Raw genomic sequence first — 24,635 nt, forward strand, 5'->3', positions numbered from 1 at the left:
ATTCCAGAAACAGGAGAGATTACGATGACACTTCCACTGGTTCCCTTTGAGGGACGAATGAGCTATTGTCTGATAAAAAGTTTACAGATGGTTCTGGCCCATCAGGGGCATACGTATCCTGTTGAGTGGTTGGAATGTGTGAGTGGCGAACCATTCGGTTTTGTGTATATTCGCGATAAGCAGAGCTTTTTTGCCGTCGATGGCTATGTATATCATCGCGCAGGCGAACACCTGCTGCGTACTTTGAATTATAGCTACACCTATACGAGTTCCCAGGATGACGCTGCCGCGCTGGCCAGCCTGGAGGACGCGCTGAAGTCGGGCCCGGTCGTGGCTGGCATGCTCGATATGGGATATCTCACGTACATACCTAATCATACCCAACTCTATGGCAGCGACCATGCCATTGTGGTGCTGGCTTTGCAGCCCGACGCGGTGATTGTCCACGATCCAGCAGGCTATGTGGCTACCCCCCTCTCGTTGAGCGACTTTCTGGCTGCCTGGCAGCGCGACATCTACACGGGCAAACCCTACGGTTTATGGCAGATCGGCGCACAGGGGAAGCCGCCAACTGAGGAAGAGATCTGGGAAAAGACGCTGGCCCGCGCCCGCGAGAACGTTGCGTGGGAGGCAGGAGAACTGTTTCCCGGTGGACCCACGGCCTTCTATGGCCCCACCGCTATGCGTACCCTGGCAGGCGATCTACAGGCATGGCCAGAGATTGACCTGGGGCCGCTGCCGTACTTTAGCTGGCAAGTATCGGCACAACGCTGCCTGGATAGCGCCTTCTTCCTTCGTGAAAAGCTTCCCGCAGCCGCAGCCATCCGTTGGGAAGAGTGCCAGCTCTATGGCCAGCTCCAGCACGTATCCGCAGCCAACGAACGGGCTGCCTTGCCTGAATTGCTGGAACGCCTGGCGGAGCGTGAGGAGGAGTTTATCGCCGCGCTTGTTTGAGCATTGTTGAGGCTCGGGAAGTCCATGCAAACCAGCCAGTGATGAGCAGGAGCAGGACAATGGTGCTAAGAATAATAATGAGGATGCGGGTTGGTAGCTCTAGAGCTACCAACCCGCATCCTCATTATCAACAAACAGTTGATGTTCAGGAAAAAGCCTTAACTCAGGCTAATAATTACTTTGCCGAAGGGCTGGACTTCGCTGTAATACTGGTAGGCGGCTTTCGCCTCCGCGAAGGGAAACACGCGGTCAATGACTGGCTTCAGGCCATTGGCGGCGATGGCGCGGTTCATGGCAAGAAACTGCGCACGATTGCCAAGGGAGATACCTCGTAGGGTAGCGGTCCCCATGAAGACGGCGCGGTGAATTCCTCTATCGTCCGTGTTGTCACGCGTCACCGATCCGATCACGGCAATCTCTCCCGAGATCCTGGTTGCGCTGATCGACTTAACAATTGTACCGGGTCCGCCTACCTCGACCACGTGATCGACGCCTCGCCCACCCGTTAATTCGCGCACCGCGAGATGCCAATCAGGCGTCGTGCGGTAGTTGATCACGTAGTCAGCACCCAGTGCCTTGAGCCGCTCAACCTTCTCCGCGCTCGAAGTGGTCGCGATGACCCGTGCACCAGCGATTTTGGCGAGCTGGAGAGCGAAGAGCGAGACTCCTCCTGATCCCAGGGTGAGCACACTATCGCCAACCTGGAGCCCCATCCCGCCGGTGAGAGCATTCCAGGCTGTGAGCGCGGCACAGGGTAGGGCCGCCGCTTCCTCGAAAGAGAGATGATCAGGAATGGGAACGACGCCATCCTCTGACAAAAGGGCGTATTCCGTCAGCACGCCATCCAGCGAGCCACCGAGCTGGTCGGCGACCTCCGCCTGAAAGGGGCCATCAATCCAGCGAGGGAAGACAACGCCAGCCACGCGGTCACCCACCTTGACCCTCTTCACACCCTCACCGATGGCTACGACCTCTCCAGCGCCATCGGAGACCGGAATCACATCCGGTCGCACAGGCAAGGGATAGTAGCCAAGCAGCAGGATCAGCAGTTCTCGTGAATTAAGCGAGCAGGCTCGCACTCTCACCAGTACTTCGCGCGAGCCAGGTACTGGTACATCTTGTTCCCTCATTACAAGCCCCTCAAGGCCTGCGCCCATGTTTATATGATAGCTTTTCATGAGATACTCTTTTCTCCTGCAACTTCTTTTTGCTGATAGAGTAGAAGCTTGCCCAGACCTACAATCTCTGCTGGTCCCTCAGCCAGGGGGAAGAGATGCTCCCCAGCCCATGCGAAGGCCTTTCTATTGCCTTCTTCGGCCGCCTCCTGTGTCTCAAAGATGCTGATACTCACCGCCTCACCTTCTGCAATCTGCACCACAATAAACTCGATAAACCCTGGCTCATTCTTGAGAACTGGCACAAAGACATCCTTTGTCTTTTGGGTCAGCATATCTATCAAATGTGGCTGGACCTTGATTTTTCTCATCACAGCATACATATATATATTCCTGTTCCTTTCTGATACAGCATTTATCCTCTACATGCTTGATTGTAGCCTGATAAGCTGATAGAATCGTTCCTAATTAAAAGCACTTTGAGATAGGAGCAGGAAATTGGTCTATCGCCCAACGGCTCGCGTACTGACGGTCTTAGAACTCCTCCAGGCGCATGGACGCATGACGGGCGCGGAGCTGGCACGTCGGCTGGAGGTGGATGTCCGCACGGTTCGCAACTATATCGAGACCCTGGTTGATCTGGGCATTCCCGTGGAGGCTGAACGGGGCCGCTATGGAGCCTACCGCCTGCGCGCTGGCTATAAGCTCCCACCCCTAATATTTACTGAGGATGAGGCCCTGGCATTGACGCTCTCACTGCTGGTGGCCCGCCAATCGGGGCTGTCGAAGAGTGTCCCCTCTTTTGAGGGGGTGCTGGCCAAGGTTGAGCGCGTCCTGCCGAGCGAGACCCGCTCACGCATCCAGGCAGTCGCGCAGACGGTGGCCTTCGAGAGCGGGGCCACATCGGAGGCACCCTCGGGCCTGGCGGTAATGGTCCTCAGTTCGGCGATTCAGGAAGGGCGACGGGTACACCTGCACTATCGCTCGCCGCGTTCGGAGGTAACGGAACGAGACTTTGATCCCTATGGAGTCGCCTATCACAGAGGCTTCTGGTACACCATCGGCTACTGCCACTTGCGTGAAGGTGAACGCCTCTTTCGCCTGGACCGGATCGAACACATCCAGATGACTACTGAAACCTTTCCTCCACGAGTCAACTTTCCCGCCCTCGAAGCGGTGCAACAGGCACTCGCCTCAGTGCCGAGGGTATGGCAGATCGAGGTAAAGCTGGAGGCGACGTTAGAGGAAGCTCAACGACAGACCCACATTCCAAAGGCCTTCTTCACGGAGGTAACGGGTGGAGTTCTCTTACGCGTCGAGGTCGAGGATCTGCCCTGGATGGCTCGCCTGCTAGCAAGCCTGGATATGACCTTCACCGTCCAGCACCCACCTGAGTTATGCGAGGTCCTGCGCCAGCATGCCCACAAACTGATTAGCTACACGGAGTAAAGAGGGAAATGCACAACTTACTACTCTAAAGTGCGCGTACCTTGTGCCCTTTAGAGTAGTAAGTTGCTCCTCTAACATATATTACATCTTTATCCGGCAATAAACTCGTTGATGATGCGAGCAAGTTCGGGACCTTTGTCCTCTTGCAGGAAGTGGCCGGAGCTGGTAATGGTGGTGTGGGGCTGGCCCTTGGCACCGGGGATGAGAGCTTGCAAGACCGCGTCTCCGCCACGCGTGATGGGATCACTATCGCTGAAGGCTGTCAGGAAGGGTTTCTCCCAGCGGCGCAGGACCTCCCAGGCGGCGCGATTGGCCTCACTGGCAGGATCATCGGGTCTTGTAGGCACAAGCAACGGGAACTGGAGCGCCCCGGTAAGATAGCTTTCATCAGGGAAAGGCGCGTCGTAGGCGGCAACAACTTCGGGCGCGAGCGGTGTCACACAGCCACCCTTAACGACACGGCCCGCCTGAAAGCCCTGGAAGGTCTGCGACATGCGCTGCCAGTGCAGGAAGGCCTCGCTGGGCGGCTGGTCGCCCGTGGGCAGAAAGGTATTAGCAGCGACGACGCGGGCGAAGCGCGACGGTTGTTCTCCCGCGAGGCGCAGGCCAATCAGCCCACCCCAGTCCTGGCAGAAGAGCGTTATCTGCCGCAAGTCGAGCGTGTTCAGAACACCATGCATCCAGTCAACGTGGCGCTTATAAGTATAGTCCTCGCGCCGTGTAGGCTTATCCGAGCGACCAAAGCCAACGAGATCGGGAGCGATAACACGATGCCCGGCGGCGGACAGCAAGGGGACCATCTTGCGGTACAAATACGACCAGGAAGGCTCACCATGTAGCAAGAGAACCGGCGCAGCCTCGCGCGGCCCCTCATCGATATAGTGAATGCGCAGGCCATCCACCTCCAGGTAGTGTGGCTCAAAGGGATAATCAGGTAGGTTGACGAAGCGCTCATCTGGTGTGCGAAGTACTTTCATAGTTCCTTCCTTCTTTGTTAAGTGATTGACCCATCTCCATCGAGCGAGTAGAGAAAAAGAATTGTGGAGAACACCCCGGCAGGGAAGGTCCTCCTGCACCTCTCCAATATGATATACTATTTTTTACTTATTACACCTCTCGAACACGAAGATAAGGGACACAAAGTTGTGTCTGGAGAGATGCCACAATGCCTGATACACTCCTATTCCTCATCATGGTAGGCATACTGGGTGTCTGCCTGCTGCTCGCCAACTATGGGAAACACTACCGCATTCGCCGTACGGGCAGGCGTGTCCTGGCCAGGGTTGTCCAGGTCAACTACTATCAAGCAACGAAACAAGTGCAGGATATCCCGCTCTATAACATACCAACTGCGGTCGGTCGCTGGCGCTACGAGGTCATCGCCGAATGGAACGACCAGGCCAGCGGGAACGCGCTGCGCATCTCCAGCGGTCTTAAGAACGGCCTCCCCCGCTGCCAGCGCGGCGACTACCTCTGCGCCTACATTAGCTCAAAAGGCAGTTATCTGGAGAGTGCCTAGTGATTAGTCCAAATTGGAATTGACAGGAGTGAGATACTGATGGAAAAGCAAGGAGCCCGCCATGAAGCATCCCATTCCCGTCGCGTTGTCCGAATCCGATCGCGCCTCGCTGCAAACCTTCATCCATGCAGGCAAAGCCAATGCTCGCACGTTTACCCGGGCACGCGTCTTGCTCAAAGCTGCTGAAGGCTGGACCGACCAACAGATCTGTGACGCCTTCGATATCAGCCGCAATACCTCCATTCGTGTTCGACAGTTGTACCTACAAGGAGGACTCGAAGCGGTTCTGCACGACAAGCGGCAGCAGCGCCATCGGCAGGCACTCACGGGAGGACAAGCCGCCCATTTGATTGCCATTGCGTGCAGTCCAGTTCCTGATGGACATGACCATTGGACGCTGCGCTTGCTGGCAGGCAAAGTCGTTGAACTGGGCTTTGTCGAATCGATCTCGCCAGAAACCATTCGCCAGCTCCTGAAAAAAACGAACTCAAACCCTGGCAACACGAGCACTGGTGCATTCCAACGGTAGGAGCCGAGTTTGTCGCGGCCATGGAAGACGTCCTCGATCTGTACGAGGAAGACTACGATCCACGCTATCCAACCGTTTGTTTTGACGAGAAACTGGTGGCCCCAGAGGCCGACGTGCGGCCTCCTCTGCCGATGGAACCAGGGCACGTTGAACGCATCGATTATGAGTATGAGCGTTTGGGCACCGCCAATTTGTTTTTCTTTGTCGAGCCGCTTGCGGGCTGGCGTCACGTCGAGATGACCCAGCGGCGGACGAAGATTGATTATGCGCACTGCATCCGATGGTTGGTCGATGAGGTCTATCCGCACGCCGAGTACATTCGCCTCGTGCAGGATAATCTTAATACCCATACCGCAGCGGCTCTCTACGAAGCCTTTGAGCCCGCAGAGGCCAGGCGCATTTTGCAGCGGGTGGAGTTTCATTACACGCCCAAACATGGAAGTTGGCTCAACATGGCAGAAATTGAGATCGGTATCTTTGCTCGTGGCTGCCTCTCGCGTCGAGTGCGAAGTCTGACGGAGTTGCGCCAGCGCATCGCGACATTGCAGGCAGAGCGCAATGCTCTGCGTTGTACCATTTCGTGGCGGTTTACCTGCAACGATGCTCGGGACACGCTCCATGATCTCTATCCTGCCATCAATAACAAACTGGACTGACTACTAGCCTGCTATAGTGCTAAAGACAAGCTGTTAGAAAAGCTCAAACCTACCTACAGGCGACATCGGAAGAGGATCGAGACGCTGATGATACCTTCAACATTCCCTGATATGCCCATCGCCAATCCTCCCTCGCATGTCTGGAGCAGCTCAAGGCTCGCCGCCCCGGCACCGTCACAATCACCTGCGCCTCTGGCCTGACCAAAGCCAGCATCACGATTACCGTCACTAAATAAGGTCGCTAGTTGCGAAGGACCGGGTAACCGTTCGCGGTTACCCGGTCCTTCTGCCTTCCCGCTTCTCTTTTCTCCTCCAATATGCTATTATTCCAATATTGGAATAATAGCATATTGGAGGAGAAAGATTATCACGACTCTAGGCTACGCTCTTCTGGCGCTCCTCGCTCGCCAGGAGTCCTCTGGCTATGACCTGGCTCAACGCCTTAAACGACCTATTGGCTTCTTCTGGACTGCTCATTCCAGCCACATTTACAGTGAGTTGGCCCGCCTGGAAGAGGGGGGATTTATTACCCCGCAAGTGGTCGCGCAACCTACTCGCCCTGCCAAGAGGCTGTTCTCCGTGACAGAGAGTGGTCTCGCAGCCTTACGCACATGGGTGACCACACCCATTGAGCCATCTCCACCGCGCGATGAGCTTGTGCTCAAAGCTTACGCTATCTGGCTAGCTGACCCCGCGCAGGCTATCGCTTTGTTTCGGCAACAGGAGGAGTTACACACTGCACGCTTGGCTGAGTATGAACACATCCTGGCCCGAATCGAGCACGAGCATGGCAAGCAACTGGATATTACGCTGCCCGATTTTGGCAATTATGCGACTCTCCATGCGGGCGTGTACGCGGAGCAAGCCTCAGTCGCCTGGTGTCGTTGGATGGTGGAGCAGTTGACAAACCATTCTCGACAGGAAGCAGAGCAAGGATAGCCGCGTACTTACTCACATAACGAGTATACAGGGAGGTTCTTTTTTTATGAAACAGGATGATTTCCTTCACATGCACTCAAGAAGAGCAAAGCCCTTCTTCTTGCCAGTATATTCCAGACGCCACTTCTGCTCTCTGGCGACGATGAGCATCCTCGTCGCCGCTTGCCAGTCCCCCGCGCCTGTGCAAATTCCAGCGACGCCGACACCACGCCCAACGCTCAAGCCTATCAGCGCCTCCAATGCACACAACCTGGCACAAATCGGCGTCCTGGAGAATATGCAGGACAAGGTACGCGGCCTCTGCTGGTCGCCTGATGGAAGCTTCCTGGCCGTGGCTCCAGGCGAGCACATTCAGATCTGGCAGAGCGCCTCCTTGAAACAGGTTGCCACATTACAAGGGAAAACAGGTAGCATCAATGGGATGGCCTGGTCATCCGATGGCATCTCTCTGGCAGCTGCTGGCGACAAAGGCATAGTGCAGATCTGGCAAACCACCAACTGGCAGACCCAGAGACTATTGAACTGGCAAACAACATCGACGCATCCTCGACCAGAACTATTGAGCGTGGCATGGTCCCCTACATCAAAGCAACTGGTAGCGGGGAATGCCGATGGCGCGCTTCTTCTCTGGGACACCACAAACGGAAGAAATCTTGGGCTTTGGGAGGGACCCAACCAATATGTAAGCTCAGGCGGACGCTATCCTTACGCGGTCTGGGGTGTGGCCTGGTCCCCTGATGGGCAACATATCGTCTCGAACCGCTATGATAAGTACACATTTATGTGGGACACCCAAAGTAGTAAGATTACCCACCAGCTCCCACCTCAGGACCAGCCCAATGGCGTTGCTTACTCGCCAGATGGACAGTTTGTTGCCACATCAAACGACGCTGGAACTGTCCAGATCTGGGATGCACAAGGCAAACTTGTACGTGTTCTAACCGGTCATACAGATACGGGCTGGGCTTATCCCGTCATGTGGTCGCCTGATACCTCACTCCTGGCCACTGCACGCGCCTATGGCCTGGTACAGCTCTGGGAAGTGCAAAACGGGCAAGAGCTGGTCGCCATTCAGGGACACAACGCAGGTGTATTTACAGGGAGCTGGTCGCCTTCGGGTACCATTATTGCTACTGGCAGCGATGATGCAACGGTTCGCCTCTGGGGAGTTACGCGGTAAAGCCCTTATCTGGCACTGCTCAAGCAGGCGAAGCACTGGGTTTACGAAAAGAATACCTTATTCACCTCCTATGCAGCCAGAGCGACTGGCTAAGAAGAGAGAAAGACTAAGAAGGCGCGACAAATACACCTATTTCACCACAAGCCTGGTACTTTAGTATGGCCAGGCTTACATGTATGTTATAGAACCGCTCCTCTAGCGACACCATAAGTGACAGCCAGGCATCGATCCCTGCGCTTTTGCTCTCGCTAGAAAGAAAACCATATGCACAAACTTCGATGGAAACCGCACTACTCCATCATTGTTGCGCTCATGTGTATTGTCTTACTTGGGCTAATCATTGAAATAACAATATATGCTCGCGTTACGCCGACACAACGCTCATTTGCAGCCCAGGCAGATCAACAGAGAACGACGAAGAGATCCACTCCTCCCAGTAGGCATACAACCCTGAACGGCTGCCCCCCAGAAGGACATGGACAAAGGGCCGTTGTTACACCATTAGCTCATGGACAACTACCACATATTCTCTACCTGCAAACAAACGACATAATGAATGGCCCCTCAAGTGTGATCGATTTTGACGTGCTGCACAATGATAGCTCTGAAGTGACGAGGGAAGAAATCAAGGAAAGCCTCGTCTCGGCGAACGGAACATGGCTACTTATGCTTGTTCACAGCAACGGACATGATGAGGTCCGTCTTCTACGCCTGGATGGGAAAGACGAGCAGACCCTGTATTGTTCGCCCAATGGGGCACAACTGGAGAGCGTGCAATGGTCGCCGGATCAAACCTATATCGCCTGGAGCCTGATCCCGGCGACTGATAAGCTTCCAGATCTCTACCTGCTCAATCTTCACAGCGGGCAGATCACGAAGGTCGCGCAGGCAACTCGTTATAAAGGCTACCAGCCTGGAAGCTGGCTCAATGCGGGGCAACTCCTTGTAAAGGACAGTTTAAAGGATGGATCATCACAGGCACTCTATGTGTTGGATATCACAAAAAAGCCTCTTCCAGGGCTTCGGCAGATATTTCAGCCAGAAACACCGCTATGTTGGGACTATGTGGCAAGCGGCGATGGAAAGACACTGTACATAAGTGAGTGCGCTGGCGGAAATAGCATTTATCGGGGACCCAGCACCATCAGTGCGTTTCATCTTGCAAGCGACAAGACAGAAGAGATCTGGCACTCTAACACGATGGCCGTTACAGCCCTACGATTTGCAGCGAAGAGTGACAAGCAACTGCTAGCCATCATTGGGAACAGTGCTCCAGGCATGCAGATTCCCACTGAACTCAACGGGCTCTGGATGATCTCGACTTCTGGAGAAGATATCACAATTGCGGTCACAAACAAGTATGGAGAATATAGCGCCTTCGCAGACTTACGCGATCCCTGGTCGAACTTCTCACGCGACGGCACTATGTATGTGCTGCATACTACCTCCAATGAAGGGCAGGGAGATAAGCTTTACTACGGCGTTTTAGGCGGAGGCATACCCGCCCAGTTCGCAAATATAGCAGAGGGAGGAACACTGGAAATGATCGGCTGGACGGAAGAATGAGAGAGAAGAGAGCTTCTACCAGGCAACGCCTGCTGGCACTTGCCTTTGCCAGCCTATCTGGACTGCTAACGCTGAGTATCGTACTCTTTGCCTGCATATCCACCGGAGTAATCCCCTTGGGCGCAACCAATACACATGCAGCCCCAGGGACGGTGACGCCCAGCCCAACGCCAGAGCCTACGCCTATACCTCCGTCTGTCCTGACAGTGATGGGAGGCGCGCCACCAATCGACGCCAAAGCGGCCTACCTTCTTGATATTGATACTGGCAATGTACTGGATGACCAGAACGCGGAACAGCCCTTGCCCATGGCCAGCACGACCAAAATCATGACGGCCCTGGTCGTCATTGAAGCCGCAAATCTCAAAAAGGAGGCCACGGTTTCTCCAGACATACCTCAATATGTCTTTCAGCATAATGGCAGTAATGCCAAACTGATGCCTGGAGATACCCTGACGATCAATGACCTGTTATACGCCTTGATGTTGCCGTCTGGTGATGATGCTGCCATCGTCCTGGCTCGCGCTGTCGCGGGAAGCTCAGACGCTTTTGTCGGGATGATGAACCGCTTTGCCCTGCGCCATCACCTTTTCCAAACACACTTTATCAACCCCGATGGATTGACATATTACGATGCGAATGGCAATCCCCTCCCCGGACACTATTCAAGTGCACGTGATTTAGCGCGCCTCACAGCGTATGCCTTGAGTAATCCCCTCTTCGCCAAAATTGTCGGCACCAGGCAGTATGACCTTGCATGGTCGCCAAAACATGGAGCCTACCATTGGGCGAATACCAACGACCTGTTCAACCTGTATCCAGCAACCACAGGCGTCAAGACCGGTTTCACCAACGAGGCAGGCTACTGCCTGGTCTTCTCCGCGACACGTGATCATCATCACCTGGTTGGCACCGTGCTCTTTAGCTCCAACACGGATACCAACCAGCGCTTTCGCGACGCCAAAACGCTCCTCGAATGGGGCTTTGGCCTGCCTATGCTGCCAGCTTATTAGCTCTCCGTGAAAGAAATTAAGCTGCCCGACGCGTGCTAAAGCACGCGTCGGGCAGCTTTTTGCTCTATGTCCAAAGGAAGAGCCGATTCTCTAGCTGGGAAGTAGGCTCGATACCGAACTCACGGAGTTGTCCGCGAATATTGCTGCGGGCAGCCGTGGGCGAGGTCTGGCGCGCATCGGCAAAGGCCTCAGGGCAGAAGCGCTCCGCGAGATCCCAGATATATGAGTATGTGCCGCGTGTGCGCCCCGTCAGGTCGACTTTGCAGATCAGGAAGCGGCGTTGCAGTTCCACAAGTGCGCGCTCGGTCGCCAGCTTCATGGATTTCTCTCCCAGCCTGGCGCCGCGCCTCAGCTCACGCGAAGGCTGAGCGCCATGCTCGTCCAGATATTCATAGATCGTTTTAGCTTCACCAGAGAGCCTGCCAGCGAAATAGAGCCGATTTACATCTCGCTCCTGCTCCTGGCCACGCCCAGCCAGGGCCGCGATAAAATCGGGGAGATACTCAGGCGCGATAAAGCTGGGCTGGCCCTGTATAATCTTGCCATAGTAGAGTTGTCGCGAGAAATGCAGATCATCCTTCCAGTACCAGGTGCGGTCCAGTATCGAGGTCGCAGTCTCCCCCATGGCCTCCGCCAGGTTAGGGAACGGCAGGCGCGGCAGCGGTCCCCACGTACAAAAGCCGCACCCCTCCACAAACGTAATTGCCTCGTCTGGCCCCGTGATCTGCCCTGGAATAAATGAACGCCACTTTACGGCCTCCTGCATTTTGCCTACCCTTCTAGCACCATCATCGATGCTGTTACAAATATGTTCACCTCTATCGTACTTCTTCCCCTGCCTCACTGCAAGTAGGAAGAGCATCTCCATTCGTCTCGGCTCGCAAGCTCGCCTTTGTATATGAGTTAGTGGGGCGTGGTGTGCGGACTAAACCCGCACACCACGCCCCACTAACTCATACCTCTAAGCGCCGCAGGCGCGAAAGGTCTTGCTTTTTGGTATAGGGATGGAGTACGCTTTTTACACAGCTAACGCGATGCGCAATCATTGCTGGTAAGTAATGGGGTGTACGCCAGGGCGCAGCCTCAGTAGCCGCGTATGCCAGTAGCGGGGCTTAAGGAGATCTGTACTAGATTGCATTTGGCTATCCATCACACTTTTCATCCCCGGCCCCCACTCTCGGCATTTATCAAAAGCTTCTGGTATTACCAGGGAGAGAGGCCAGCACATACCAGGGAGCGTCGCTTGCCAGATGGCTCTGTAGCGCTGATCATCAATCTCCACGATGATCTGACGAGGATCTATGATCCACATAATCCCGACCAGTTTCAAGATTATTGTGGCAGCGTGATCAGTGGCGCCCATTCAGCGTTTACGCTCATCGATACACTCAGCCTCACCTCCGTAATCGGGGTTGACTTCAAGCCGGGCGGAGCCTGGCCTTTTCTCCCACTGCCAGCCAGCGAGTTGCATAACCAGGTCGTTTCCCTGGAGATAATATGGGGTCAAGAGGCACACTCCCTACGCGAGCGCTTACTAGCAGCTGCTACACCACAGCGCCAGTTCTCTCTCCTGGAGCAGTTTTTGTTATCCAGGCTGATTGGCACACGAGAAGCACATCCCGCTATTACCTTTGCCACGCAGGCTCTGCATGACGTATCATCTGGACAAACAATTTCCTCCATCATTGAGCAGATTGGCATCGGTCAAACACGCTTCCTCCAGGTCTTTCGCGAGGCCGTGGGCTTAACGCCAAAGCAGTTCTATCGTGTTCTGCGTTTCCAGGAGGCACTACGTCGATTAGAACAAGAGTCGCCCGAGCGTTTGAGTCGGCTAGCCATGGACTGTGGCTACTACGACCAGGCTCATTTTATCCACGATTTTCAGGATTTTAGCGGACTCACTCCACGCTCCTACCAGGCACAGCGCAGCGAGTACCGTAACCATATTATCCTACCCAATTAAAGTGTGTTTTTTTACAATACATCTGTCCTCCTTCCTGGTATATTCTCCTTGTAAGCGAAACCACATTTTTTGAAGGAGAATAGAATTAATGACCAGCTTAAACACTTATACCAGGCATGGCTTTGGCACCGTACGTCCATATATCTACGGCAATTCTGCTGTTCTGGACTTTGTCCGGGAAACATTCAAGGCTGAGGAGCTGGAACGGAACCAGACAAGAGGTGGCTTCCACGTAGAGGTAAAGATTGGTGATTCGGTTGTCGTCCTGGAAGTTGGTGAGTTTGAAGTTACAGCGATGCGCTCCCAGATTTATGTCTATGTACAGGATGTAGACGCGACCTACCAACGAGCACTCCAGGCGGGCGCCACCTCGGTGGACGAACCAGGAGATAAGCCCTATCAAGAACGGGGGGCGGGCGTCAAAGATAGCTTTGGCAATACCTGGTGGTTTGCCACCTATACAGGCTCTAACTAAAGAAATCTGCGATGTGCAAACCTTTGGCGTGACGCCTCGCGCCTGCGGCGCTCGCTCGTGATAGGAGGTGTGGTGCGTTCTGGCAGCCTGCGGTTGCCAGAACGCACCACACCTCCTATCACGAGAAAAGGTTATCCTTGCTTCCTGATGGCAATAAAGGTGCGGTAGATGGGAATATGCAGAGTCAGAGCGTTAAAGACGCCCTCCTGTTCCTCAGAGAAATGGAGCTCGAACTCGTTGTCCTGGCTGATATAATACGTCTGCTCGCTCATGGGCAGCAAGCCATCCGCGATAAAGCCTTGTATGGTCAGCCTCTTTCCGTCGCGCCTCACTTCTAGCGAGAAGCCATTTTCGCCAACGTATGCCCCCACTGCTTTATCGAGTGTAACCTCACTCAGCGTCACAGGCGTGCGCTCTACAGGAGGCAACTCAAAGATGTGGCGGGCTATCTTGCGCGTAATTCTCTCTACGTTCGTTTCGGGTACGTTCGCCAGCGCCACGACCATGGCCTGGTCATCGACAAAGCGCGCGATAAAGGTATGGAAACCAGGAATACCACCCCCATGTCCAATAAGACGATGTCCCGCATATTCGGTGACACGGAAGCCCAGACCGTACTCCTCAAGCCGTCCATCAGCCAGCCGTGTCGGCGTATACATCCGTTCTAGCGTGGCTGTATCTAGCAGACGTTCCTCGCGTAATGCGGCATCCCAGCGTACCAGGTCCTCGACCGTTGAACCAAGTGCACCTGCCGCGTAGGGAATACTCATACTGAGATATTCTGCATGCCGGTATATCTCCCCAACCCTCTCATAGCCGCTGGCCCGATGCGGGATGATTGTCTCGTTATGCATATAATAGGAGCGGTTCATCTCCAGCGGCTGAAAGATATGTTGCTGGATAAACTGCTCATAGCCCATACCTGTTATCTTCTCAATAATCAGACCAAGCAGGTGATAGCCTGAATTATTATATGTGTAGCGCGTCCCAGGCTCAAATTCGAGTGGCAGATCTTTGAAATAAGCAACTACATCACCGGGCAACATATCCTTCTTGTTTTCCTGGTACAAATCATCGAGCGCAGTATAGCTTTTGATACCAGAAGTGTGATTTAGCAGGTGAGTAATCGTAATCGTCTGGCTATGCGTCGGATAATCAGGCAAATAGGTGGTAATTGAGTCATCGAGGCGTAGCTTTCCCTGCTTCTCCAGCAGCATAATAGCTACCGCCGTAAACTGCTTGGTAACAGAGGCCAATCGAAAGACGGTATCAGGCTCAATAGGACAGCTCCACTCCAGGTTAGCAAAACCATAGCCAGCGCTATGGATCAATTTGCCATCCTTCACGACAGCTATGGCGACTCCTGGCCCTTGAAGATCAATCTCCTTATGTACAATCTGGTCAATCTCGCTCAGCATTTTCGCAATCCCTTCATTTAGATAGCCTACAGAGCTTTATGCTATGATATCACTAAAAAGGTCATACATAGAATCACATGGCAGGGAGGCTCACATGAGCGTAGAATTGGCACAGACACTTCAGAGCGCCACTCTTGTGGCCGAAGAGGATGCCTTATGGGGCGAGGGAACAATCCCTCTGAAAGTTATGAGCTATCTCAGCCAGGAGCTGCCGCCCCTGGAACTAATTACCTCGGTCCGCGCACTGGTGACGCGGGAAGATCAGATACTGGTCATTCGCGATCCCTTGAACCATCATCTCCTCCCCGGTGGACAGCGCCAGGATGGCGAGACTCTGATACAGACCCTGAGACGCGAGCTGCTGGAGGAGACTGGCTGGTCCCTGGCGAGCACGCGCCTGCTGGGTTTCAAGCACTTCCGCTATCTGGGTCCACGCCAGGAAACGTTTCGGACCTATCCCGATTTCCTCCAGGTTATCTATCACGCCACTCCCGAGACCTTTCATCCCGAGTCCCGCGAGCAGGATGGCTACGAGCTAGAGGCCGTCTTCCGCCCACGCGCCGAACTGGCTACCCTGAAGCTCTCAGCCTCAGACCAGGCCTTCCTGAAAGCTATATATGAACTCGAAAGCGCGTAGGTACTACTGGCGTACGCGCCAATGTCAGTTCCGCTTTTGCGCTCCACATTTGGAAGCAGAAGAGAGGGTATTTAGGGCTCTCGCGCCAATAACATGACGAGTAGAATGCTCGCGTGCCGCATGGCATGGGTAGATGGCGGCAAAAGTTGGTCAGGTTATTGGCGTGAGCCCCCTTAGTATAAATTTCCAGGAGCAAACCTATATGAACAAAAGAATGTTTCAAACACCAGGCGAACAGGCCACCAATGAGCGTGAAGTCAGAGCACTCTACAGCAAATTATTGGAGAGCTGGGATAAACGCGATGCAAAAGCTTTCGCTGCACTCTTCAATGAAGATGGCGAGTCCATCGGCTTCGATGGAAGTCAGCTTATAGGGCAAGCAGAGATCTTCTCAACGCTGAAAGATATTTTTGACCATCATCCCACGCCACCCTACATCTACAAGATCAAAAATGTGCGCTTCTTACAGCCCGATGTCGCCACCCTCCGCGCCATCGTTGGCATGGTCCCACCGGGCAAGACAGAGATAGATCCCGCACTGAATTCTATTCAGACTATCGTTGCCACCAGGCACAATGGCGAGTGGTGCATCGCCTCCCTCCAGAACACTCCGGCCCAATTACATGGAAGGCCCGAACTGGTCCAGCAGATGACAGAAGAACTGCGAGAAGTAAGCGAGCACGCACAATGACCACCAATCAAGAAACGTATAGCATAGGAGACCGGGCGGGCCTCCTATGGACATGGTGGAAGGGCGATGCACTGCCTGCCTTGTCACCACTACCTGATTTTTCGGTGGAGAGAGCCACAAATCTTGAGGAACTTGCATTCGTGATGGAGACGACTCAAGAAGAGGTCTTAAAGCTGAGGCAAGTAGGCCATGAGCCTTATCTTGCGCGCATAGGTACGCACGCCGTCGCCGTCGGGTGGTCCGCCACTGGCAAGGCCGCCTTTGGCGGTGGGCTTGTCACCTTTCAGGTACCACCACAGAACCGCTACCTCTACTACTTTATCACGCTTCCTGCATGGCGGGGTCACGGCATTTATCCGCGTTTGCTTCAATATATCCTGCGCCATGAATGCGCCACAAATGAGCGCTTCTGGATCATTCACCAGGCAGCCAACCTGGCATCACAACATGGCATCGAACGCGCAGGCTTCCAGCTTACCAGCGCGGTCCACTTCTTAGACACAGAACACCTGGGGCTGCTCACTACTAAAGCTAACAAAGAGCGAGCACTGGCTGGAGCAGCCCTCTTTGGCCTCCCACTTATCGAAAGTCGTTAATTATCTTGCTCGGGTTTCCTCTGCTTCTGCAAGGCGTTCGCAAGAATCTCGGTCACCTCTTCGAGGGTCTGGCCGCGCTGGCGTTGCTCTGGCTTCTCAAGGCCCAGCTCGGTGCTTTCGACGAACTGATAAAGGGCTGCGGCCCCCTCCAGCATCTGTGAAGGAAGTCCCAGGTCCACAAAGGTGCGCGCGATCTCTTGCATCTCGCCCACCCAGCGATAGGCTTTAGGCGGCATGCCAGGTACCGAGCGCTTGATGGAGCGAAAGGCGGGCAAATCCTGCAATTCGTTAATCAGCGTGTCCTGTAGACCCAGTGCGCGACCGGCGGTCAGGGCTTCTGTCGCCAGGGCTGTCAGGCCTTTCGTGACCGAGGCATAGCACATCTTGAGGCCAGATGCCTGACCACTCTGCGCGCCCACTACACGCACATCCAGGCCATGCTCACTCAAGCAGGCAACGTCCGCCGCTCGCGTGCCAGAGACATATATATGCGGTCCCTCTTCGTCAGGCCGAGGCGGACCACCAATAATTCCTGCATCCACAAAGCCTGCTCCCGCCTCCGTCAATAACTGATCGAGAGCCAATGCTGTGCGCGGAGCAATGGCGTTACAATCTACAAAAAGTAGCTCGGTCTTCACATGGAGCAAGGTTGAGGCGATACGCTCTCCAAAAGTGTACGCACTGGCTGGTGGCATGATCGAGAGCAAGATATCAGCCTCGCGCACAAGGGTCTCATCATCAGGAACATCCTGCATTCCAGCGGTCTTCGCCAGGGCCTGTGTTCGCGCACTACGCCCTCGCAGGCTGGTAATGACGCGCAGACCATGCCGGTGAAGGACCGCGCCAATCGCATGCCCCATATCACCTGGACTCAGGATAGCAATAGTGCGAATCTCCACTTCTTCTCCTCGCTTCTAGACATCTCCAACAGGAACCCAAACCTGCCAGGCTGCTTTACACGGTCAGCCCCTCTGGGGCAGTGGTCTGTTGCGTGAGGACGATAGTCGGATGGGCCTTCTGGCTCATCGGCCTGCGCTTTGCAGAGCCCCTTCCCGCAGGCGTTGCACGTCGCGTATGGGTGGGACGCCAAAGAGGCTTTTGTACTCCCGATTGAAGTGGGAGGCATCCTGGTACCCCACGCGATAGGCGGCGCTCGCCGCGTCGAGGGCTTCGCTCAGCATCAGACGGCGGGCCTCCTGCAGCCGCAGCCGTTTCTGAAATTGCAAGGGGCTCATCGCGGTGACAGCCTTGAAATGGTGTTGCAAACTCGAGACGCTCATGCCCAGCTCTCGCGCCAGGGTCTCAATGCGAAGGGGCTGGTCGAAGTTTTGACGCAGTCGCTTGACCACTGTAGCGATGTGGGGAGTGTAGCCTCCTTCCATCACCAGGTGACGGAGCCGAGCGCCTTGCTCTCCCATCAGGAGCCGATAGATAATCTCCCGTGTGATCAGCGGCATCAAGGCCTGCGCTTCATCGGGGGAATCCAGGAGCCGGACGAGACGCACGAAGGCGTCGAGCAGGTTGCCATCCACCGGACTGACATCAATAGCCCTCACCTCGGCACGCTCTCTAGGTAAGGAGCGAGAGGCTTCAACCATGACCGCGCTGACAAGGGTGGGAGCGAGTTCCAGGCGCACAGCGAGGTAGGGCCGCTCCTTGGATGCTTCGAGGACCTGGCTGACGCGGGGCAGATCGACAGTGGTGAGCAGAAAGCGTGAGGGGTCATAGAGGTAGCGGTTATCACCCAGCAGGACCTCTTTGCTGCCCTGGGCAATCACGGCCACCGATGGCTCGACAACGCTGTGAACCCGCATGAGAGGCACCGAGGTGCGGGAGAGATGAAGCCCTGTGAGCGGCTGAAGGGTCCCATCTTCGCGGATGGCCTGTGCAATGCGCCAAGCCAGTTCCTCGCGGTTGGCGTGCATACGTTGTGCCTCGCGTTGTGCCTGCTGATCATTTTTCATATCCATCGGGGCCTCTTCTTTCGTCATCGCTCATCGTGAAGATTTGCAGAATTTGCCAATCATTTTCCGCAATCATTCTATCACCCTGTGTGTGAGGGCGTCTATAATACTCTCCAGACAGAGCACATGCCTCTAGACTTGTGCCGCGTAAGCTGGGCTCTTCTGCAAGAAATGACAACGCTGCACTGATATGTTGGTCTGTCGAGCCCTCATCGGCTTGTACAAAAATGCGAATATCCATGCACATGTTCTTCGCCATGTCTCAGGCACTCACGTCACGGGAAACCACAAGAACTGGGATCGCGAGGCACCATGAGTGAGCAAAAACAATTCAGCGTGGAGAAATTCAGAAAAAGGGTGTATGACGTACATGGCATTTTGGTTTACCACTAGTGAGAAGGAGATGGAGGAAGTATGAAAGCTGCACTATTTAAGGGGAAGGGCGCCATTGAGCTTGGTGCGATCAAGTCACTTGTCAAAGTAGGGGCGGTCTAACCAGGTCAGAAATAATACATTTCTCAATAGAACAGAACGAGAATATTCGAGCTGAGCCAGGAGAAAATGGCAGCAATGTCGGCTCTCGATAAGGGAAGGTTCGAATTCTAACACATTCGTTCTGGAGGAAAGGAAGATCACATGGAATACACGAAGCTAGGAAACACCGGAATGGATGTGTCTCGAATCTGCCTCGGTTGCATGGGGTTCGGGGACGCGGAACGTTGGACTCACAAATGGGTGCTTAACGAAGAAAACAGCCGGCCGATCATCAAGAAAGCCCTCGAGCTGGGGATCAATTTCTTCGATACTGCCAACGTCTATTCCATTGGGAAGAGTGAGGAGATCCTCGGACGCGCTTTGAAGGACTTCGCGAATCGGGACGAGATCGTCATCGCCACCAAGGTGCACGGCAAAATGCATGACGGACCGAATGGCGCCGGGCTATCGCGCAAGGCGATACTGAGCGAGATCGACAAAAGCCTGAAGCGGCTTGGGACGGATTACGTGGACCTCTACCAGATCCATCGCTGGGATTACCAAGCCCCAATCGAGGAGACAATGGAAGCGCTGCATGACGTGGTGAGGTCTGGCAAGGCCCGATATATTGGTGCCTCCGCCATGTTCGCGTGGCAGTTCCAGAAGGCGCTGCACGTCGCCGAGAAACATGGGTGGACCCGCTTCGTCTCGATGCAGGATCACCTGAACCTCATCTACCGCGAGGAGGAGCGGGAGATGCTGCCGCTCTGCCGCGAGGAGAAGATCGGGGTGATCCCGTATAGTCCGCTCGCATCCGGAAGATTGACGCGTGACTGGTCTTCGGAAAGCACGCTTCGTTCCGAAACCGATCAAATCGCGAAAAGCAAGTACGATGCGACAGCCGAAACCGATCAACAGGTCGTGAAGCGGGTCGCGGAAATCGCGGAAAAGCATGAGGTTCCGCGCGTTCATATCGCGCTTGCCTGGCTGTTACAGAAGAAGCCGGTGACGGCGCCTATCATCGGGGCAACGAAGATCACGCATCTGGAAGATGCAGTCGGCGCTCTGTCCGTAAAACTGACCCAGGAAGAGGTCACATACCTGGAAGAGTCGTATGTGCCCCATCCCATCGTCGGTCATCAGTAAATAAGCAGCAATGTAATCCATTAGCCGGGCAGTATGCGGGAGAACGAGCGCCAGGATCGTTCTCGCATTCACCCAATTTACCAGGAGGACCAGGTAACGTGGTTTTTCCACGTTACCTGGTCCTCCTAGTCCTCCCTCAAGCGACGGTTTCTCAGAAGACAAACGTAATAGCAGGAAGGCTGTGTCCTCACAAGAGAGGAAGCGTTGCCCCTCTGGACCTACCTACTCAGACAGACAGCACCTGCCACTGCTGGTTAGCGCCACCATTATATGTATACTGGATGACTGAGCCACCATTGCTGGTCGATTGGCCGCTTACCTTACCGCTGTTGCGGTTGACGATCTTGACATAGCCGCCACCAACATCCACCAATTGCCACTGCTGGTTGGCACCGCCGTTATCCGTGTACTGGATTGCTGATGCACCATCAGCGGTAGATCCCTGAGAGACATCTACGAGCTTGCCGCTATTGCGACTCACAATCTTGACATAGCCCCCGCCAGCATCCACCAGTTGCCATTGCTGATTGGCACCACCCCAATAATCCCACTGCTCCAATAACGCTCCATCGCTGGTGGATTGGCCAGTCACATCGAGAGCCTTCCCACTATTGCGGTTCACAATCTTCACGTAACCAGTGGCCACTGGATCAATCTCTACACGATCAAGCGCGGGCCAGACGTTAGTACTCTGGGGATTTTTACGCCCGGTCACACTCAACTTGAAGGTATGAGTACCAGAGCTCAGCGCGGGGCTTTCCCACATGAACTGGTTGCCAGCTCTCTGGGCCGCGTAGAAATCGACTTCATGCGCTGGCCCATTATCGAAAGAGACCAGGCCAATCCCCTCATTAGTATCCTTCACACCATAAAGGCGGATGCGCGAGCCAGTAAATTGCAGGCTGACAGAATCGCCGGCCTGTCCATCCCAACTATCACTGCCGTTGTAGAGATTGCCGCCACAATTGGTACAATGCCCCCAACCACTGCCCTGATAATTGAACTGGTTGGTCCCGCTGCTCTGAACGGAGTCATCAACCTCGGTCACAGCGTTTGTGCCAGTATAGCTTACGTTAGGAATGACAAACGTTGTAATCGATTGGCCAGGGAGCGATACAGTAAACGACTTGTTTGAGACGCTAATATTCGCCAATTGAGCCAGGTTCGTGCTCGCTGTCGTCTGATAGGGGGTCGCAGTTCCACCTACACTGGTGAAATTTGAGAGGTTGTACGTAACAGCGGCACTACTGGAGCCGCTACAGGAAGGCAAACAGGGCAAACATACAAAGTGCGATGAGACGAGGAGCAAAGTGGAGACTAGAACGACGAAGCATAAGAGGGTCCTCCTTGAGACATAGACACCTTCATAGTGTCTTCTCGCGCCTTTCAGGGATGGCATTCAAATAACTACCATCCCTGGTCACCAATGACCATTTAAAAAGGAAAAGTGGGGAGTGCAGAGGGCGTCAGCCCCTCTGCGTCCCTTTCCCGTGCCGCCGCAGGCGGCATAAATACCTTTCAAATAAAACGTAACAGAGCACTAGAATGAACCATACAAGGAACAGTCCACTCTTGCATAGAAGAGAGGCCATATAGGTGATACCCTATTTCATAGTAACATACTTCTAAGTAGTTTGTGTATTACATTGAAAAAGCGAAAGAGCTACACTAATTCTGCGACCTCGGCCTCATGCTGGGGAGTACGCGCAAGGGTGGGAGCCAACAGCACAATGACCAGGCCGAGAAGTGCCAGCAGGCCAAGCGCATAAGGCAAGGATATGAGTTCCGCGACCTGGCCAATCACAGGAGGACCAACCAGTGAACCGGTGTAGGACATTGTCGCCACGGCGGCCAGGGCGAGGCCAGGAGCCAGGTTAGGCGTACGGCTCGCGGTGCTAAAGACAAGCGGAGCCATACAGGCAAGCCCTGCTCCCACACACGCAAAGCCCACAAGCGCTAGAATGGGCTGCTGGAAAAGCAGAGCCAGGCCCAGACCCAGGGCTGCCAGCAGACCTCCCAGGCGCACATGGAGCACTGGTCCGATGCGTTTTGTAATAGAATCACCCAGCAGACGCGCAACAGTCATGGCAAGCGAGTAAACGGCAAAAGCTAGCGCGGCCAATCCCGCACTGGTACCCAGCGAACGATGCAGGTAGACGCCGCTCCAATCCGCCATCGCGCCTTCGCTCATAAAGGAGCAGAAGCCAATGATGCCTAGCCCCAGCAAGGCCTTTGTCGGGCGCGCGAAGACCGGCGTTTTCTCGCTGGGCTTTGCTGTAGTTGGCAAAAGCCAGCGACTGGCAAGCAAGACCACCAGAAGGAGCAGCCCAGAAACAAGCAGGAAATGGAACAAAGGCATAATATTGAGCCAGGCCATGAGGCTGCCGCCACTGGCCCCAACCAGGGCACCAATACTCCAGAGCCCGTGAAAAGATGACATAATTGGTCTGCGATAGCTCTCTTCCAAAGAGGCGGCCTGGGCATTCATCGACACATCCATGACACTATTGCCCATACCTAACAGCATGAGTGAGAGCCATAAGAGTAGCAGATTAGGCGCGAGGGCCGGAAGCACCAGACTACAACAGCACACAATAGCCGCTATGGTCGTGGTCAAACGACTTCCCAGGTGAACAATGAGCCATCCCACGTAGGAAAAGGCCACGAGCGACCCCACCGCCAACCCCCAGAGGGCAATACCCAGCGGGCCTGGATCTAACTGCAACTGCTGTTGTATCGTAGGGATACGCGCCGCCCAACTTGCCAGGAGCATCCCATTGGCGAAAAACATAAGAGAAATAGCATAACGTGCCGTTCGCAACGCCATCGGCTGTGTGGACAAAAGACGACTCCTTCATATTAGTAATGGCCTCCCTTTCCGCAGAGCAGGAAGCCAGGGATTTCTGGCAACTGTACCACGCGAACCTGCCCTATTTCAAGAGCATACTTGCCTGCCTCTTTCGCTGCTTAACTCCTCAAGCTCAATTCCACACAACTCCTATAAAGCAATGTGTGTGGGCGCGGACAACTGGCCGCAGGCCAGTTGTCCGCGCCCACACACATTAACCTCTTGTTTTCAAGCAAGCACTATGTTATACTACACCCCATAAAAGATTGTTTCGTTAGTAAAGGGGAGATGTCCATCGTGGGAAACACATGCTACAGGCCAAGAAGAAGCGCATCTGCTGTTAAGAGCCTGTAGTGATTGAACATCAACATCTCCAATCACATTCCTCTTCTCTTTTTCCTCACATCGCTTGACACTTTCCGACGAAGGAGAGCGGGGCCAGGCTCAGCAGCCGATAGAGCTGTCTGAGGTGGTACGCTATTCGCCTGAGTCGACACACATCTCGTCTCTACGTACACCGCCTACACCATCCGCCTGATAGCTCTTCCCCGTTTCTCCTGACCCGTAGCACCGTGCTCTAACCCCGTGGTTACATCTATCTTCTTTTGCAGAACCCAGGTTTCAAGCGAAAGGAAAAGAGCGGTGCGAGATAGACAAACAGCAGTCAAAGGCACATCATCTGGGCAAAAAATAAGAACTAGTTGGGATGCACATACCGAATGGTATGATGGCTGGGTCGGCAAGGATGGCAGCACACTGCATCGTGAGCTGGCGATCCCCGCCACGCTGGAATTGCTGGCCCCCCGGCGCGGTGAGCGCATCCTGGATATTGGCGCGGGCCAGGGCGTCCTGGCGCCCCATATCACACGCGCGGGTGCCTCCTATGTAGGCATTGATGCCAGCACAAGGCTACTCCAGCGGGCTCGCGCACATCATGGACGGATAGGTGCCTTCCTACAAGGAGATGCCAGCCGCCTTGACCAGGTTTCAGGGATAGAACAGGCGACCTTTGATGGCATAGTCTTTCTGCTCAGCATCCAGGATATGGACCCTCTGAGTTCAGTATTAGAGGGGGCGGCCTGGGCTTTACGTGGTGGTGGGAGACTCGTAATTGTGATGATTCACCCCTGTTTTCGTGTGCCGCGTCAAAGTGGCTGGGGCTGGCAGGAGGAACGCCAACTACAATATCGGCGCATTGATCGCTATCTGACCCCGCTGGCCGTTCCCATGAAGGAATACGCCAATGGGCGCCAGGGACAGAGCCTCTGCTTTCATCGCCCCCTGCAACAATACATTAATGATCTCGCCTCCAGTGGTCTCGTGCTTGATCAGATGCGCGAGCTATGTACCTATAAGACATCCAGCGGGCCACACGCCAGGGCGGAGAACAGAGCCTACCAGGAAATTCCCCTGTTTATGGGGCTGCGCGCACGCAAACTTCCAACCAGGTAACACAACGTGCCTCATCAAATCATGATGTATGGAGCCAGGTTAGCAAAGCCA

Annotated in this window: 25 protein-coding genes and 1 pseudogene; 16 read left to right on the forward strand and 10 right to left on the reverse strand. The window is 54.5% G+C overall.

All coding sequences use genetic code 11. The features are described 5' to 3' along the window. Positions 1–24 precede the first annotated feature (24 nt). Positions 25–954 carry a BtrH N-terminal domain-containing protein gene (locus KRAC_RS29790; protein ID WP_007913780.1) on the forward strand — a complete coding sequence of 310 codons (930 nt, stop codon included), beginning with the start codon at positions 25–27 and terminating at the stop codon, positions 952–954. A gap of 158 nt (positions 955–1,112) precedes the next feature. Here KRAC_RS29790 and KRAC_RS29795 read toward each other — a convergent pair whose 3' ends face one another. Together KRAC_RS29795 and KRAC_RS29800 are read right to left on the reverse strand one after the other, a co-directional pair. After that, positions 1,113–2,132, reverse strand: a complete 1,020-nt coding sequence (locus tag KRAC_RS29795) for a zinc-dependent alcohol dehydrogenase family protein (protein WP_007913786.1) — start codon at positions 2,130–2,132, stop codon at positions 1,113–1,115. Then, the gene (locus KRAC_RS29800) at positions 2,129–2,452 is read right to left on the reverse strand and encodes an antibiotic biosynthesis monooxygenase (protein WP_007913787.1); all 324 of its coding nucleotides are present in this window, start codon (positions 2,450–2,452) and stop codon (positions 2,129–2,131) included. The genes KRAC_RS29795 and KRAC_RS29800 overlap by 4 nt, the downstream gene beginning before the upstream one ends. A gap of 115 nt (positions 2,453–2,567) precedes the next feature. On the opposite strand from KRAC_RS29800, the gene KRAC_RS29805 reads away from it, so the two are divergent. Further along, a complete protein-coding gene (locus KRAC_RS29805) occupies positions 2,568–3,518 on the forward strand; it encodes a helix-turn-helix transcriptional regulator (RefSeq protein WP_007913789.1) in 951 nt (316 codons plus the stop codon). Positions 3,519–3,607: 89 nt separating this feature from the next. On the opposite strand, the gene KRAC_RS29810 is transcribed toward KRAC_RS29805, so the two are convergent. Beyond that, positions 3,608–4,495, reverse strand: coding sequence for a haloalkane dehalogenase (locus tag KRAC_RS29810; RefSeq protein WP_007913794.1), 888 nt, complete (start codon positions 4,493–4,495; stop codon positions 3,608–3,610). Positions 4,496–4,683: 188 nt separating this feature from the next. Here KRAC_RS29810 and KRAC_RS29815 point away from each other — a divergent pair, with 188 nt between their 5' ends. The 7 genes and pseudogenes from KRAC_RS29815 to KRAC_RS29845 all read left to right on the forward strand — a co-directional run bounded on the left by KRAC_RS29815 (position 4,684) and on the right by KRAC_RS29845 (position 10,920). Continuing rightward, on the forward strand, positions 4,684–5,037 hold the full coding sequence (locus tag KRAC_RS29815) for a hypothetical protein (protein ID WP_007913796.1): 354 nt from the start codon (positions 4,684–4,686) through the stop codon (positions 5,035–5,037). 61 nt (positions 5,038–5,098) lie between these two features. Then, positions 5,099–6,222, forward strand: a protein-coding gene (locus KRAC_RS79740; protein WP_420795783.1) for an IS630 family transposase whose coding sequence is annotated in 2 segments (ribosomal slippage) — positions 5,099–5,513 and positions 5,513–6,222 — 1,125 coding nt in all. Because the reading frame shifts where the segments join, the coding sequence is not laid out codon by codon here. Between the two features lie 429 nt (positions 6,223–6,651). Further along, positions 6,652–6,771: pseudogene (locus KRAC_RS79745) on the forward strand (PadR family transcriptional regulator); the annotation flags it as partial. Positions 6,772–6,801: 30 nt separating this feature from the next. Next, positions 6,802–7,161, forward strand: a complete 360-nt coding sequence (locus tag KRAC_RS66635) for a virulence activator alpha C-terminal domain-containing protein (protein WP_052568695.1) — start codon at positions 6,802–6,804, stop codon at positions 7,159–7,161. Positions 7,162–7,207: 46 nt separating this feature from the next. Then, positions 7,208–8,341 (forward strand): WD40 repeat domain-containing protein, encoded by a 1,134-nt coding sequence (locus KRAC_RS29835; protein WP_007913798.1) that lies wholly within the window; start codon positions 7,208–7,210, stop codon positions 8,339–8,341. 264 nt (positions 8,342–8,605) lie between these two features. Then, positions 8,606–9,907: a TolB family protein gene (locus tag KRAC_RS29840; RefSeq protein ID WP_007913799.1), complete on the forward strand. Its 1,302-nt coding sequence runs from the start codon at positions 8,606–8,608 to the stop codon at positions 9,905–9,907. Then, entirely contained in the window at positions 9,904–10,920 is a 1,017-nt protein-coding gene (locus tag KRAC_RS29845) for a D-alanyl-D-alanine carboxypeptidase family protein (RefSeq protein ID WP_007913800.1), read from the forward strand. Before KRAC_RS29840 ends, KRAC_RS29845 begins: the two co-directional genes overlap by 4 nt. Before the next feature lie 64 nt (positions 10,921–10,984). Here KRAC_RS29845 and KRAC_RS29850 read toward each other — a convergent pair whose 3' ends face one another. Continuing rightward, complete coding sequence (locus tag KRAC_RS29850) at positions 10,985–11,686, reverse strand: AlkZ-related protein (RefSeq protein WP_040445322.1); 702 nt, start codon at positions 11,684–11,686, stop codon at positions 10,985–10,987. Between the two features lie 366 nt (positions 11,687–12,052). Between KRAC_RS29850 and KRAC_RS29855 the strand changes: the two genes are divergently transcribed. Together KRAC_RS29855 and KRAC_RS29860 are read left to right on the forward strand one after the other, a co-directional pair. Continuing rightward, the gene (locus tag KRAC_RS29855) at positions 12,053–12,883 is read left to right on the forward strand and encodes an AraC family transcriptional regulator (protein WP_052568697.1); all 831 of its coding nucleotides are present in this window, start codon (positions 12,053–12,055) and stop codon (positions 12,881–12,883) included. Between the two features lie 88 nt (positions 12,884–12,971). Beyond that, positions 12,972–13,358: a VOC family protein gene (locus KRAC_RS29860; RefSeq protein WP_007913804.1), complete on the forward strand. Its 387-nt coding sequence runs from the start codon at positions 12,972–12,974 to the stop codon at positions 13,356–13,358. A 131-nt stretch (positions 13,359–13,489) separates the two neighbouring features. On the opposite strand, the gene KRAC_RS29865 is transcribed toward KRAC_RS29860, so the two are convergent. Next, complete coding sequence (locus tag KRAC_RS29865; RefSeq protein WP_007913805.1) at positions 13,490–14,776, reverse strand: serine hydrolase domain-containing protein; 1,287 nt, start codon at positions 14,774–14,776, stop codon at positions 13,490–13,492. A 94-nt stretch (positions 14,777–14,870) separates the two neighbouring features. Here KRAC_RS29865 and KRAC_RS62800 point away from each other — a divergent pair, with 94 nt between their 5' ends. From KRAC_RS62800 to KRAC_RS29880, 3 genes are all read left to right on the forward strand, one after another. After that, on the forward strand, positions 14,871–15,413 hold the full coding sequence (locus KRAC_RS62800) for an NUDIX hydrolase (protein WP_007913806.1): 543 nt from the start codon (positions 14,871–14,873) through the stop codon (positions 15,411–15,413). Between the two features lie 202 nt (positions 15,414–15,615). Beyond that, complete coding sequence (locus tag KRAC_RS29875; protein WP_007913807.1) at positions 15,616–16,104, forward strand: SgcJ/EcaC family oxidoreductase; 489 nt, start codon at positions 15,616–15,618, stop codon at positions 16,102–16,104. Continuing rightward, complete coding sequence (locus tag KRAC_RS29880) at positions 16,101–16,700, forward strand: GNAT family N-acetyltransferase (RefSeq protein WP_007913808.1); 600 nt, start codon at positions 16,101–16,103, stop codon at positions 16,698–16,700. Before KRAC_RS29875 ends, KRAC_RS29880 begins: the two co-directional genes overlap by 4 nt. Here the strand turns inward: KRAC_RS29880 and KRAC_RS29885 are convergent. The 3 genes from KRAC_RS29885 to KRAC_RS29895 all read right to left on the reverse strand — a co-directional run bounded on the left by KRAC_RS29885 (position 16,697) and on the right by KRAC_RS29895 (position 18,905). Further along, positions 16,697–17,599 carry an NAD(P)-dependent oxidoreductase gene (locus KRAC_RS29885; protein WP_007913809.1) on the reverse strand — a complete coding sequence of 301 codons (903 nt, stop codon included), beginning with the start codon at positions 17,597–17,599 and terminating at the stop codon, positions 16,697–16,699. The two genes, KRAC_RS29880 and KRAC_RS29885, sit on opposite strands and share 4 nt — an antisense overlap. Before the next feature lie 123 nt (positions 17,600–17,722). Continuing rightward, entirely contained in the window at positions 17,723–18,670 is a 948-nt protein-coding gene (locus KRAC_RS29890) for an AraC family transcriptional regulator (RefSeq protein ID WP_007913810.1), read from the reverse strand. Then, positions 18,654–18,905, reverse strand: a complete 252-nt coding sequence (locus KRAC_RS29895; protein ID WP_040445323.1) for a hypothetical protein — start codon at positions 18,903–18,905, stop codon at positions 18,654–18,656. The genes KRAC_RS29890 and KRAC_RS29895 overlap by 17 nt, the downstream gene beginning before the upstream one ends. Positions 18,906–19,300: 395 nt before the next feature. Between KRAC_RS29895 and KRAC_RS29900 the strand changes: the two genes are divergently transcribed. Further along, complete coding sequence (locus KRAC_RS29900; RefSeq protein WP_007913813.1) at positions 19,301–20,284, forward strand: aldo/keto reductase; 984 nt, start codon at positions 19,301–19,303, stop codon at positions 20,282–20,284. 226 nt (positions 20,285–20,510) lie between these two features. On the opposite strand, the gene KRAC_RS62805 is transcribed toward KRAC_RS29900, so the two are convergent. Continuing rightward, complete coding sequence (locus KRAC_RS62805) at positions 20,511–21,554, reverse strand: RICIN domain-containing protein (protein ID WP_169460963.1); 1,044 nt, start codon at positions 21,552–21,554, stop codon at positions 20,511–20,513. Positions 21,555–21,947: 393 nt separating this feature from the next. Continuing rightward, complete coding sequence (locus KRAC_RS29910) at positions 21,948–23,126, reverse strand: MFS transporter (protein WP_007913817.1); 1,179 nt, start codon at positions 23,124–23,126, stop codon at positions 21,948–21,950. Between the two features lie 648 nt (positions 23,127–23,774). Between KRAC_RS29910 and KRAC_RS29915 the strand changes: the two genes are divergently transcribed. Beyond that, entirely contained in the window at positions 23,775–24,584 is an 810-nt protein-coding gene (locus tag KRAC_RS29915; RefSeq protein ID WP_007913819.1) for a class I SAM-dependent methyltransferase, read from the forward strand. Positions 24,585–24,635: the final 51 nt, after the last annotated feature.

The sequence above is a fragment of the Ktedonobacter racemifer DSM 44963 genome, assembly GCF_000178855.1.
Taxonomy (GTDB): domain Bacteria; phylum Chloroflexota; class Ktedonobacteria; order Ktedonobacterales; family Ktedonobacteraceae; genus Ktedonobacter; species Ktedonobacter racemifer.